At 57.8% G+C, this 12,816-nt stretch carries 8 protein-coding genes and 1 pseudogene; 6 read left to right on the top strand and 3 right to left on the bottom strand.

The window, feature by feature from the left end; translation table 11 throughout:
• Positions 1–581 precede the first annotated feature (581 nt).
• Positions 582–1,001: a MerR family transcriptional regulator gene (locus tag AC1RDJ_RS07445; RefSeq protein ID WP_071323617.1), complete on the bottom strand. Its 420-nt coding sequence runs from the start codon at positions 999–1,001 to the stop codon at positions 582–584.
• Positions 1,002–1,481: 480 nt separating this feature from the next.
• Here AC1RDJ_RS07445 and AC1RDJ_RS07440 point away from each other — a divergent pair.
• Positions 1,482–2,719, top strand: a pseudogene (locus tag AC1RDJ_RS07440) (NADH:flavin oxidoreductase/NADH oxidase family protein).
• A 99-nt stretch (positions 2,720–2,818) separates the two neighbouring features.
• A complete protein-coding gene (locus tag AC1RDJ_RS07435) occupies positions 2,819–3,097 on the top strand; it encodes a hypothetical protein (RefSeq protein ID WP_493027096.1) in 279 nt (92 codons plus the stop codon).
• A gap of 79 nt (positions 3,098–3,176) precedes the next feature.
• Here AC1RDJ_RS07435 and AC1RDJ_RS07430 read toward each other — a convergent pair whose 3' ends face one another.
• Positions 3,177–4,007, bottom strand: coding sequence for an alpha/beta fold hydrolase (locus AC1RDJ_RS07430; protein WP_493027095.1), 831 nt, complete (start codon positions 4,005–4,007; stop codon positions 3,177–3,179).
• 592 nt (positions 4,008–4,599) lie between these two features.
• Here AC1RDJ_RS07430 and AC1RDJ_RS07425 point away from each other — a divergent pair.
• The 4 genes from AC1RDJ_RS07425 (at position 4,600) to AC1RDJ_RS07410 (ending at position 10,705) form a co-directional block, all read left to right on the top strand.
• Complete coding sequence (locus AC1RDJ_RS07425) at positions 4,600–6,255, top strand: tyrosinase family protein (protein ID WP_493027094.1); 1,656 nt, start codon at positions 4,600–4,602, stop codon at positions 6,253–6,255.
• A gap of 121 nt (positions 6,256–6,376) precedes the next feature.
• A complete protein-coding gene (locus tag AC1RDJ_RS07420) occupies positions 6,377–7,159 on the top strand; it encodes a hypothetical protein (RefSeq protein ID WP_493027093.1) in 783 nt (260 codons plus the stop codon).
• The gene (locus tag AC1RDJ_RS07415; RefSeq protein ID WP_493027092.1) at positions 7,156–8,397 is read left to right on the top strand and encodes a phosphatidylserine decarboxylase; all 1,242 of its coding nucleotides are present in this window, start codon (positions 7,156–7,158) and stop codon (positions 8,395–8,397) included. Before AC1RDJ_RS07420 ends, AC1RDJ_RS07415 begins: the two co-directional genes overlap by 4 nt.
• A gap of 364 nt (positions 8,398–8,761) precedes the next feature.
• Entirely contained in the window at positions 8,762–10,705 is a 1,944-nt protein-coding gene (locus AC1RDJ_RS07410; protein WP_493027091.1) for an FTR1 family protein, read from the top strand.
• Between the two features lie 76 nt (positions 10,706–10,781).
• Here the strand turns inward: AC1RDJ_RS07410 and AC1RDJ_RS07405 are convergent, their stop codons facing one another.
• Positions 10,782–12,644 carry an amidohydrolase gene (locus tag AC1RDJ_RS07405; RefSeq protein ID WP_493027090.1) on the bottom strand — a complete coding sequence of 621 codons (1,863 nt, stop codon included), beginning with the start codon at positions 12,642–12,644 and terminating at the stop codon, positions 10,782–10,784.
• Between the last annotated feature and the right edge of the window lie 172 nt (positions 12,645–12,816).

Below are 12,816 nucleotides of genomic sequence, written 5' to 3'. Positions count from 1 at the left end.
CAGGTTCGCACAATACTTCGCATAATTTATATTATGTCAAATTGATGATGGAGGTTAGCGGCCCTTCGTTCCCGGTGACGAGTTCCCACATTACTTCCACCTGGCGCACGGCACTTTGACTGGCCGCAAGCTGTTCGCTCAATTGCCCTGTTGCCTGTTCGTCGTACAGCGATTTTTCAGCCGGTCAGAACGCAGCAGCCAACGGGCACCCGTTGATTTGAGCGTATCGTTTCTCCCTGCGTTGCATCGTGGCTTGCCGCTACGGCCGCAACTTTGCTTGCAACTGTAGTCGCTGTCGCTCTAGGTGTCGGTGCTTCTGGTCTTCACCCTGACGTTCCGGGAATTCGCTGCCTGTTGCTGCAAGCCGTGATGCGCAAGGTTTTCTGCTGGCAGCCGGAAACAGCTAGCCCGCTACCTTCGTCCTGCTTCTTCGTCGCTGATGCCGGCATGCGACCACTGCCCATGGGCCGGCGCCAGTTCCCGCTGCATGCTGGTCTCGATTACGGCACGGCGGCCTTCTCTCCCAGTGCGTTTTGCCCCGATTGAATCCATGGGCGTCCAAAAATCACCGGCCTTGTGTTCTATATTTCACTTTTACTGGCTATGCCGATGCTTTCCATGACTCTGGCGACATTGTCCTTGCAAGCCAGATCATCAGGTTTTGCATCGATCAGTTGAATCAGCGACAGCAGATGGGCTTTGTTCTGGGCTAGGCGGACTTCGAGTGATTCAATATCCGCAATCTTCTTTTTAAGGGCCACCATCAAATCATCATGGCGCCATGAAGATATATCCTCTGGCAGGACTTGCCTGATTTCGTCCAGGGAAAAGCCAGCCTGCTGCGCATCACTGATAATGGACAGCACCGCCACCGCTTCAAGCGGATAGTCACGGTAGCCGTTCGATTGCCGGCTCACGACTTTCAGCAAGCCCTTCGATTCGTAGAATCGAATCGTCGATGCGGCAAGGCCACTGCGCTTGGCCAATTCACCAATTTTCATAGTTTTTCCTGTTGAGCAATCGTTTACAACATTGTATTAGTCATTATTGCGGTTTGTTATTCTGCAGCGCCTTGAGTAGCGCTTACGCCACTTCCTTGCTCGATCCGGGATTCTGGCCCGTGACGAAGCGGTCATCTGTAATCACGAAGCTGTCAAACGGGATAAGGCCCTTTGCATAACGCGCCCCCTTGCTCTCCATCTCACTTTGCAGCAGCCAGGGCACTTTGGGGATTGTCCTCCACATGGTTGAAAGTACCAGGCCATGTCCGCTGACACGGCACGGTCAACTATAAACTTGAAGCCAACTTCAAGGTCAAGGGCCCAATGCGCAGCTGATGGGTTTTTTCTGTTCAGGGGATGGCAGTTCTGCAAACGGTTGTCTCGACCGGGATACATGCGCAATATGTTTTCGTTTTAGGGCTTGACCTTCAAGTTAGCTTAAAGCTTATCGTGAGCGTATCGCAACCTTGGGAAATAACGATGAAACTCTTCACTGCACTGTCGCTGCCCAATGGGGCAGTCATTCCGAACCGCCTGGCAAAGGCGGCCATGGAAGAGAATATGGCGGATAAAGATCATGCTCCTTCGGCGAAGCTGATTCGCCTGTACCGTGCGTGGGCTGACGGTGGCGTCGGCCTGATGATCACTGGAAATGTGATGATCGATCACCGCGCCATGACGGGACCGGGAGGCGTGGTTCTCGAGTCCGAACAGTTTGGCGAGCGTTTTGAGCAATGGTCCCAAACCGCCCGCGCACAGGGCGCGCAGATCTGGATGCAGATCAATCACCCGGGACGCCAGATGCCCGCTGCAATGGGACAGGAAACCATCGCACCGTCACCCGTGCCCATGGACCTGGGGAACTTCTCAAAGCAGTTTTCGGCTCCGCGGGAGATGACGGAGGCCGACATTGCCGACGTCAGGCAACGCTTTGTCAGGACCGCACAGCTGGCCGAAAGGTTCGGCTTTACGGGCGTGCAACTGCATGCCGCGCACGGCTACCTGATCAGCCAGTTCCTGTCCCCCATCACCAACAGGCGCACTGACCGCTGGGGCGGATCACTTGAAAATCGCGCGCGGCTGCTGGTCGACATCGTCAAGGAGGTGCGACAGGCCGTGGGCAAAGGCTTTGCCGTTGCGGTGAAGCTCAACTCGGCGGATTTCCAAAAGGGTGGCTTCAGTTCGGATGACGCCAAGAAAGTTGTCTCCATGCTCAATCCCATGGGGGTAGACCTGATTGAATTGTCCGGCGGCAGTTATGAAGCGCCGGCCATGCACGGCCAGACACGCGATGGCCGCACGCTTGCCCGCGAGGCCTATTTTCTGGAATTTGCCAAAGACATCGCAACGGTGGCGCGGATGCCCATCATGGTGACAGGCGGCATACGCCGTTACCAGGTAGTGGAGCAAGTGCTGAGCAGCGGCATCGATATGGCGGGCATGGGCACTGCGCTGGCAATCACAATCCGCGCCTGCCTGAAGCATGGGCTTCTGACACATCAGCAACTCCGTTGCTTAGAGCGATCACCTAGAAAAACAAGGTGCTGTCGTCCATCGCCTATATGGCGATGGTGAAGTATCAACTGCGACGCCTCAGCCAGGGAAAGCATACCAGGCCCGATGTGGCCCCTGCCCTGGCGCTGCTGATTCAGCAATTGGAAACCAAAGTCAAGAACTGGCAGTATCGCCGCAGGATGGATAAACCGCGCAATGCCTGACGCCGCGGTGCTCGCATACCGGCCAGACTGCTTATAAACCAACTTTTCCAAATCAAACATTGAAGGGGCAAGCTTGATTTTGTTTTTGCGGGAAAAAAATTGGGCGACCTCTCGCACAAGGCCGACCTGGTGAAAAACAGCTTCACAAACCAGGATCGGGACGGAAAGCTGACTTATGGCTATGCCGTTTCCCGGCAACTTAGCCATGCATCGAGTAGCAGCGCAGAATCTGTAGACTTGACGCTGGGCGACGGCAGCTTCTCCACCTACATCAAGACACTGAAGCTGGGGAAAATGATGAAATATGAATACGTGCCAGAATTCCAGAGTGCACTGTATGCGCCGAAGCCACTCGCGGCCCTCGAAGCGGAAAAATGATCTTGCGCGCATCTCGCCAGGCCCGCACCAACAGCGGGCCGGCGGGCGCCAGGGGGGGATCCACCGGCGCCCGTGGCTGTTAGCCTCGCACAAACGCCAGCAGGTCGGCGTTGATCGTGTCGGCGTTGGAAGTCGGCATGCCGTGCGGGAATCCCGCATAGGTTTTCAGGATGCCGTTCCTCAGCAGCTTCGCCGACAAGGGCGCGGAATTTTCATAAGGGACGATCTGGTCGTCGTCGCCATGCATGACCAGTACGGGAATGCTGATGCTCTTCAAGTCGTCGGTGAAGTCGGTCTGCGAGAAAGCCACGATACCGTCGTAATGGGCCTTGGCACTACCCATCATGCCCTGCCGCCACCAATTCAGGATGACGCCTTCCGACGGCTTGGCGTCGGGGCGGTTGTAGCCATAGAAAGGGCCGGCAGGAATGTCGCGGTAAAACTGCGCCCGGTTCGCCGCGAGCTGGACCTGGAAGTTGTCGAAAACCTCCTTGGGGAGGCCGCCCGGATTGCCGTCGGTCTTCACCATTAAGGGCGGCACCGCGCTGATGAGCACCGCCCTGGATACGCGATCCTCGCCGTGACGGGCAATATAGCGGACGACTTCGCCGCCGCCCGTGGAATGGCCGATGTGGACGGCCTTCTGCACGCCGAGGTGGTTCACGAGCGCCGCCACGTCATCGGCATAATGGTCCATGTCATGGCCGTCCCCGACTTGGCTGGAGCGCCCATGGCCGCGACGATCGTGAGCCACTACCCGAAAACCGTTGGCCAGGAAAAAGAGCATCTGCGCATCCCAGTCGTCAGCGCTGAGCGGCCAGCCATGATGGAAGAAGATCACCTGCGCCTCGCGCGGCCCCCAGTCTTTGTAGAATATCTCGACTCCATCCTGCGTTGTGACGTATGCCATGGTCCGTACTCCTATGTAATGTGTGAGTTGCCACCTGGTGAGGTATGAGCTGCTTGCTGTCACTCGGTAAAATCCTGCTCCTTTACGGTTTGGGCGAAACGACGGGAACGACTCGAACGGCCTGGCAACGTTTGCTTTCAGGGCGGATCCCCCCGCCCTGCCTGCCCAGCCGTGGCTCTACTCTAAGACTAAAGTCAACGTTAATGTCAATGCTCTTTTGATCTGGCACAGGAATCGGAGAATTGGCGCAGTGCCGTTGCCTGATGTTCTCCCCTCCCCGCCCGCCGTACGCGTGGGCCTGCGCCCGCGCCACGCTCCCTGCGCACTGATACGCAAGGCCAATCTTGCCGGCATCGCCCCGAAGCCTGGCCGCGCCATGCGTTGAGCAGTATTTGACAGAAAATTTGGCTGGCTGCTTATTATTTTTATGCAAGTAACAAATGGATGTAACTTTTTGAGCCGAGATGTTACTTGTTTTATCGTTCAATAATAAAGATGATGATGAGAAGAAATGTATGACCGTCGAACGCAGTATGCATCACTGGATTTTCAGGGTATTTCTTTCTTGTACAAAACCACGACAAGGTAAAATATGGCACAAATATCGATGGGCGTTCGTCGTTCCATTTTGGAAATCCAGACCAATTTCGAGAACAAGACGGATACTGAAACCCTGGAAAACCTGATGACGGCCTGGGCTGGCATCAAGGCGCTGGATTCCTCCAACCTCAATTCATTTTTTGTGCTTGGCGGTTATCACGGCGAACCGTTCCGCGGCGCTGGATATGGCAGCAGCGCATGGTGGGGCGGCTGGTGCAATCACGGGAACGTGCTGTTTCCAACCTGGCACAGATTGTATCTGGTGAAACTGGAAAAGGCATTGCAAAGCATTCCAGGATGTGAAAGCGTGATGTTGCCGTATTGGGATGAAACAGATGACTACTCACTGGCGCAAGGCATACCATCCTGCCTGACGGACGAGTTTTTCACCTATAGCAATGGAAATAAGATTCCGAATCCGCTGCGCTCATTCACGTTTCCAGTCAATATTACGGATAATATCTCCACGGACCAGGAAGGTGGCGCCGGAGGCTTGTATACCAAGAATGCAGGCTACACGACGGTTCGCTACCCTTATTCCGGCCTGGTGGGCACGCCTGCCAATCTGGCCGTGACTAAGCTGCACAACAGCCAGTGGAACGCGGCCGAAGCGGTTGTCGTGCTTAACCAGAACGTGGTTAACTGGCTCAATCTTGCCGTTATCAATATTCAACCGGATAACGTCAATAACAATACAACGATATCGGCCGGCATCCATACTGCCTACCAGAATTGTTTGAATGCGCCCAATTATACGGTTTTCTCGAATACGACGTCTGCCCAGAATTACAATGATTTACTGAGTACCGGTGAAACTCTGGCAGTGCCGCTTGAACAGCCGCATAACGATATGCACGTCGCGGTCGGCGGCGTCGATATTACAACGGTCGCCACGCAGAATTTTGACGGATCGCCGATCGTTGGCGCCAATGGCGACATGGGTGAAAATGACACGGCGGGCCTGGATCCGATTTTCTATTTCCATCACTGTAATGTCGACCGCATGTTCTGGGTCTGGCAAAAGAAAACTGGCAACCTCAACACACTCGATATCATTCCCCAATATCCGGGCACCAATTCTGTCGATAATCAGGGACCTACGCCCGGGGTGGCCGGCAATGTCTGGCTGTCGATGGACTCGCCGCTGATGCCATTTGTCGATGCGAACGGCAAGGTGCAAGTCGCCAGCGATGTGGTGAATATCGAGCAGCAGTTGAATTACACCTATTCGATCGGCTCGCTTGACCAGGCGAGCTGGCCGCAAACCGGGGCGTGCCGACAACAGATGCTGAACGTATCGGAAGGTTACAGCGGCCAGGTATTGACGGTGTCTGGCGCCAACAAGGCGGCCGTCCGCGGCTCCTTCCTGATCGCAGGCTATGCCACGGTGAATGGCCAGAAACACCTGGTCGGCGTCCAGTCCGTCCTGAGCCGGAATGCGATCCAGGGTTGCGCCAACTGCCAGACGCATTTGAATGTCAAGGCACACTTCAGTTTGAATCACCTGCCACAGAGTGTGGTAGCGAATTCCGACACGACCTTCAGTGCAGAAATTGTCGGCCACCAGGCCGATCCTGGCGTAAATACGCTGGCGCTGGCGTCGACTGCGGCGCCCCTCAGGAAGGCCTTGCGGGTCAGCCTGAAATAAACGGGATAGCAACAGCAACGCAGGCTGAAAGACATGGAATTGCGCTCTTTCAGCCTGCGTGATCCACGTATCTCTTTCAATTTGTCCTACCGCAAAGAATTCTTTGTCTGGTAACAGGAGCATGGTGAAAATTATGCGGAAGGATAAAGTGACCCTCCCCCACGCATGGCATCCTGGAGCGGCGGCACGTGCCCGCTCTCTTATCGGATCGGCAAGCTGGCTTTCCCCCCGGCCTGCCCGCGATCTGCTCCTGCTATTTTGCTTTTCCTGGCTGGCAACCTTGCTGCCGCTGCTGCCACACCAGGTACCGCCCCTGTGGCTATGGGGAGCGCTCAGCGGCGCGTGTCTGGTAACGACATCCTGGCTGCTCTTTCACCTGCATCGGCGGCGCAGTGCCATCTGGTCCCTGCTCGGGTGTAGCGCCCTGATCAGTATTGCCAGCCTGGGCGACTTTTGGCGCGTGTCGCCTGTTTTCCTGTTGTCGCAGTGCCGTAGCGCCATGCAGGAAGCATTCCTCACCGGGATAGGGCGGCATATCGAATTTCACTTCCAATGGTTCCCCATCACGACTGTCGCGATGCTGCTGTGGATATGCCTGGGTTTTCATGCCGTCGCAGTACCAGGGCAAGGCTCCGTTGCGGCCGGCACAGGATGGTGGCTGCGCATCCGGCGCGGCATGCGGGCGCAGATCTTGCCGCGCCTGGCGTATTGCTTGCTGATGCTGTTTTGCATGGCGATAGCGATGAGCGGATTTGAATCGCTTGGTATCGTCGTGCAGAAAAATTTGAGTGCGGATGGGTTTGTCTGCGCAATGTTGTGCGGTATGTCCTTGTATCACCTTGTATTGACTGTGTATGTGTATTTCTCTGCTCACCGATATGTAAATTTCTCACTTGAAAGATGATTGAAATTATGGAACAGATAAATCAAGACGCCAAATCAAAAAACCCATTGGTTGGAATGTTTCCCGATGGCGTATATCCGGCGCATACAGCTGAAATGAAAAAGATCATGGATGAGTTGCGGGTGATCGTACGCAATCCAGTGGTCGAAGCGGCCTACAACACCGCCATTGCCAACCTGGATCCATTCATCATGGAACTGGGCATGCAACAGGAAAACCCATGGACCAATACCACGGTGGATGATTTCGTCGGCTATTTCGACAAATGGTTTACCTTCCTGCCGCAGCCAGACAGCGGCCTGGGCTTCATTGTTCCATTGACCTTTTTCTATGTGAATAATCCGCAGGCATTCTATTTCATGAACAGATTGCAAAGCAAAAGCGGTCATGCGGAAGAATACTCGAGGGAGATATTCAACTGGTCGGTCAGATTCATCAAGGAGCGCGGCCATTTCATGGACTCGCCTGCATCCATCAATCAGGATTATCTGAAGGAATGGATGGCGACGTTTCCGAACAGGGACTTCATCATTCCTGCAGGCGGCTTCAAGACCTTCAATGAATTCTTTACCCGTCGCCTGAATATCAGTGCCGCCTACAATCCCCGGCCTGTTTCCGATCCCGAGGATAATTCCATACTGGTGGCTTCAGGCGATACCGAAATCAACTTCATCGAATCGAACCTCACGCTCAAGACTTCCCTGCCGGTCAAGACGCGGGAATTGAATGTAACGCAATTGCTGAATAATTCCAAATTTGCCAGGCATTTCGTGGGCGGCACCGCCCTTTCCTGCGTATTGATGCCGACCAGTTACCACCATTACCATGCGCCGGTCAGCGGCAATATCGTGGAAGGCATGGAAGTTCCGGGTATCTACAACGGCATCATGGATGGCGAGCACTGGTTCGGCGAAGGCAATATCGGCGAAAGCGATACCGACTTCAGCATTTTTGAAGACTTCCACCGTGCCTATTTCATCATCGAAACGGCGGATTACGGCTACGTGGCAGTGGTGCCGGTCGGACTGAACACCATCAGCGCGATACATCCATCGGTGGTGAGCGACACCTACGTGCGTCCGGGCGGCACCCCCGTCAAGATCAAGAAAGGCGAGGAACTCGGTTATTTTGCTTATGGCGGATCGCTCAATATCCTGCTGTTTCAACCTGGCGTGCTCGATTGTATTTCCGTCTTGCAGGGACAGCGCATAGGCAGCATGTCGAAGGTGAAAAAATAGGCGCCTGTCTTAAACAATAACTTCTTGCGTGCGTATCCTTGGGAAACGCACGCAAGTTGCAGTTGCAATTCACACTGTCAGACACGATTCATTCCATTAAATGTTCTTGCAAGCCACTGCATTCGCCTACATCACCACCCCACAGCGCCTCCTCGACAGGCGATTCTTGTCGCATGGACAAGTTCACCACTGCTGAATTAGCTCTCGGCCCCGGGTCCTCACCTGCTGCCTCGGGCACGCGCAATCCGCACTAATTCGTTGCCCGATAGAACAAAAATGCTATGCCCTTCACCCGTGCACGCGTTGACACCCCGCGGTGCCTGTCCTATAGTCGCCGGGTTAACAAGAAATGAGAATGAGAATCATGTTCATCAAAATGAAGAAACGGCTCGTTTGCCATCTCCTGATGGCCGCCGCCCTGCTGCTGGCTGGCGGCGCGCAGGCGCAAGTGGCCGGGCAGGACACGGGTGCCAAGCAGCTGTGGCAATTGATTGACTATGTTGCCGTCGATTACAGCGGCGCCGTCGAGCACGGCAAGGTGGTGAGCGAGGCGGAATATGCGGAAATGCTCGATTTTACCGACAACGCGACGACGCAGATCGCCGCCCTGCCCGCCCACGCCTCGAAAGCGACCATTGCCGCCGCCATCGCCGACCTGCGCAAAGCCGTCGTCGCCAAGGCGGATGGCGCGGAAGTCAAGCGCCTGGCGCACCACGCGAATGGCTTGCTGATCGCCGCCTACCCGATTCCCGTGGCGCCGAAAGTGCTGCCCAACCTGGCGCGCGGCGCGGCCCTGTATGCGGCCCAGTGTGCGTCGTGCCACGGCGTGGCCGGCGGCGGCGACGGTCCGCTGGCGGCCAGCCTGGAACCGAAGCCGATCGCCTTCACGGATGGCGATCGGGCGCAGTCGCGCAGCCTGATGGCGCTGTACCAGGTCATCTCGCAAGGCGTGGCCGGCACCTCGATGGCCAGTTTTGGCCAGCTGTCCGAAGACGAGCGCTGGGACCTGGCCTTCTACATCGGCGGCATGTCGCACGATGCGGCGGCAGGCGCGCGCGGCGAAACACTGTGGCAGGACGATCCGCGCAGCAAAAAACTGTACGCGGACCTGGCCGCCGTGACGACCCTGACGCAGGAAGCGGCGGCCGCCAAGCTGGGCGCGGACGAGGCGCAAGCCTTGACGGCGTATCTGCGCCGCCATCCGGACAAGGCCGAGGCGCACAAGCCGGCCGGCCTGGCCCTGTCGCGTTTGCGCCTGGCCGAAAGCCTGGCCGCCATGCGCGCGGGCGACCGCGCGGGCGCCACGCGCCTGGGCCTGTCCGCCTACCTGGACGGCTTCGAGCCGATCGAGCCGATGGTCGGCGCGCGCAACAAATCGCTGCTGCTGGCCGTGGAAAACGCCATGCTGGCTTACCGCTCGGCCGTGGCCAAGGGCACGGTGGCCGATGCCGACGCGGCCGGCGAAAAGCTGCAGCAACTGTTTACCCACGTGGAAGCGGAACTGGGCGACGCCAAGGCCGATCCGATGACGACCTTTGTCGGCGCCCTGACGATCTTGCTGCGCGAAGGCGTGGAAGCGTTGCTGATCGTGATCGGCATCATCGCCTTCCTGCGCAAGGCCAAGCGCAACGATGTGCTGCCCTACGTGCATGCGGGCTGGGCCAGCGCCCTGGTGGCGGGCGGCCTGACGTGGGTGGCGGCAACGTATCTGGTGACCATCAGCGGTGCCAGCCGCGAAGTGAGCGAAGGCCTCGGGTCCGTGTTCGCGGCCCTGGTCTTGCTCAGCGTGGGCCTGTGGATGCACCAGAAGAGCAGCGCCGGACGCTGGCAGGAATACCTGCACGAGAAACTCACGGCAGCCATGTCGCGGCGCTCCGCCTGGGGTCTGTTCGCCCTGGCCTTCATCGCCGTCTACCGCGAAGTCTTTGAAACCGTGCTGTTCTATTCCGCCCTGGCGGCGGACGGCAATGGCGGCGCCCTGCTGGGCGGCTTCCTGGTGGCCATCGTGCTGCTGGTCGTGATCGCCTGGGCCTTGCTGCGCACCAGTGCGCGCATGCCTATCGGCAAATTCTTCTCGTGGACGTCCGCCTTCGTGGCCGTGCTGGCCGTGATCCTGATGGGTAAAGGCGTGGCCGCGCTGCAGGAAGCGGGCTGGGTCGGCGTGAGCCCCGTCGATTTCATCCGCGTCGATCTGCTGGGCATCCTGCCGACCCTGGAAACCTTGCTGGCGCAAGCGGCCATCCTGGCCATCATCGTCGCCGGCTATGGCTGGAACCGTTTCTCGGCAGGCAAGCACAAGCTGGCCTGATCCGGTAACGTCCCGCAGTAACTAACAGCCCCCGATAGCTGCCTGCAGCTATCGGGGGCTGTTGCATTGCGGCGGCTTATCGCGCAATGTTGCCTGGCGCATTGCCGTGGCGATGCACTCTGACTCCTGCCAGCCAGGTCTCCTCCACCACGATGTCGCGCAGCTTGCGCACCGTCTCGTCCAGCGGGTCTTGCGCAAGGATCACCAGGTCAGCCCGCTTGCCGGCTTCCAGCGAGCCTACCAGATGATCCATGTGGCAATGCCAGGCTGCATCGAGCGTGACGGCGCGCAAGGCCGCCATGCGGCTCAGGCACTCGCCCGGATTCAGCACTTCCTTCCCCGACGTCGCTTCCATGGTGCGGAACACCGCCTGCTCCATCATGCGCAAGGGCCCCAGCGGCGAGACGAAATGGTCCGAGTGCAAGCTGATGTGCATACCCGCTTGCACTGCCGAATGGCAGCGGTCCAGCAACTGGGCCCGCTCCCGGCCAAAAATGGTGCTCTGGAACGAGTACCCCCAATAGCCGACGTGGCCGATGAGGAAACTGGGGTTCAATTGCAGTTCCGCCATTTTATTGATGGCTACATCATTCAGCAGCGATGCGTGCTCGACGCGCAGGCGCAGCTTGCGCCGCTTTTGCGCTTCCTCTTCGCTGATGCCGCCCGGCTGCGCCGTCAATACCTGCTGGTAGCTGTCCAGCACATATTCCACCGCCTTGTCGCCGTTGGCGTGGACCAGCACGGGCCAGCCCTGCCCCACCGCCTTGCCCAGCATGCTTGTAAACAGGGATGTCTGGGGGTAATTGCTCAAGCCGGTGTCGGGCACGCCAGGTATCGAATGTTCATGCGAGCAGGCATAAGGCTGGTTCTGGTAACCGGTCAAGCCCTGGTTGGAGCCATCGGCAATCAGCTTGATCGCCTTGATGCTGAAACGCTGGTCGCCGTGGCTGTCCAGGTCCGGCTTGTAATGCTGCAGCCACTTGTCCAGCGCTGCGGCTTCGGGTTTGGTAAACAGCGCGGCGCCGATGCGCACGGGACCGAGGTGGGCCGCCAGCTTGAGCAGGCCGATCTCCAGCTGCGGCTGCTCGGTGGCGCCCAGGCCGGCGTCGAAGACGGTGGTAAAGCCCATGGCGGAGGCATTCTCCAGCACCTGCTTCAGGCTAGCAATAAATTCCGGCAGCTTGGGCTGCGGCGCGGCCAGCAGCGCTTCGGCGATCTTGATCTCGGTCAGCACGCCGGAAGGGTTGTCCTGGATGTTCGCCGCGTTCAGCGCAGCGGTATTCAGATAGGCAAGGTGGCCGGAAGAGTTCATCAGCAGGATGGGCACCGTGCTGCTCAACGGGTCCAGCTGGCTGGCGGTGATGTCTTCCCAAGGCTGCATCAGCGAAGGATCGACGCCAAAACCGAGCAGCCAGGGATTGCCTTTCTTGTCTTTCTGCAGCTTTTCCGGCTGCGCCAGCGCGCTGAGTATCTGCTGGCGGATGCTCTGGAAACTGTATTCCGGATTCAACTCCTGTTGCCGGGGTGCCTGTTGGAAAGGCGTCAGCGACAGCCAGCTCTTGTACAGCGCGCTGGGCAGCACGTGCATGTGGGCTTCGACGAAGCCTGGCAGCAAGGTACGGCCATGCAGGTCCGTCTCGTCCGGCTGGTGCGCCTGCATGGCCTGGCGCACTTCGTGCAGCGTGCCAGTGGCGATGATGGTGCCGCCGGCGATGCCCAGGGCATCCACCTGCTCGCTGCCGCCCGTGGCCAGGGTATGGATGACGCCGTTATAAAAGATCACGGCTTGCGGCCCCAGCTTCCCGCCGTGCGGCGCATATGCTTGTTGAAACGCGGCATCCAGTTCGCCGCTGAGTGCGGTTTCCGTCAGCAGGCCGCTGGTCAGCGTTGGCAGGTGAGGCAGGTTGCAGCAGGCGCAACCGAGGTGGTCATGGCTCATGCAGATTCCTATCAGAAGTAATTGATTTAAATCAATGAAGTCATCCTTTATTCTGCATCGAATATACCCAACAACAGAATATCGGGAGAACGGCAGGTATTTACCGGCTCGCCGGCTGCCAGTAACTGCCATACAGCATAGCGAATTGAAAATCCAAAAGACTCAAACATTG

The organism is Janthinobacterium sp. GW822-FHT07H10 (assembly GCF_058798675.1).
The sequence above is the reverse complement of the archived record's forward strand: the minus strand, read 5'-3'. Positions and strand labels throughout refer to the sequence as shown.

Excerpts from the sequence above, each read along its gene's own strand:
- AC1RDJ_RS07415 (WP_493027092.1), top strand. The coding sequence starts at position 7,156 with ATGATTGAAATTATGGAACAGATAAATCAAGACGCCAAATCAAAAAAC.
- AC1RDJ_RS07445 (WP_071323617.1), bottom strand. The coding sequence starts at position 1,001 with ATGAAAATTGGTGAATTGGCCAAGCGCAGTGGCCTTGCCGCATCGACG.
- AC1RDJ_RS07420 (WP_493027093.1), top strand. The coding sequence starts at position 6,377 with ATGGTGAAAATTATGCGGAAGGATAAAGTGACCCTCCCCCACGCATGG.
- AC1RDJ_RS07410 (WP_493027091.1), top strand. The coding sequence starts at position 8,762 with ATGTTCATCAAAATGAAGAAACGGCTCGTTTGCCATCTCCTGATGGCC.
- AC1RDJ_RS07405 (WP_493027090.1), bottom strand. The coding sequence starts at position 12,644 with ATGAGCCATGACCACCTCGGTTGCGCCTGCTGCAACCTGCCTCACCTG.
- AC1RDJ_RS07425 (WP_493027094.1), top strand. The coding sequence starts at position 4,600 with ATGGCACAAATATCGATGGGCGTTCGTCGTTCCATTTTGGAAATCCAG.
- AC1RDJ_RS07430 (WP_493027095.1), bottom strand. The coding sequence starts at position 4,007 with ATGGCATACGTCACAACGCAGGATGGAGTCGAGATATTCTACAAAGAC.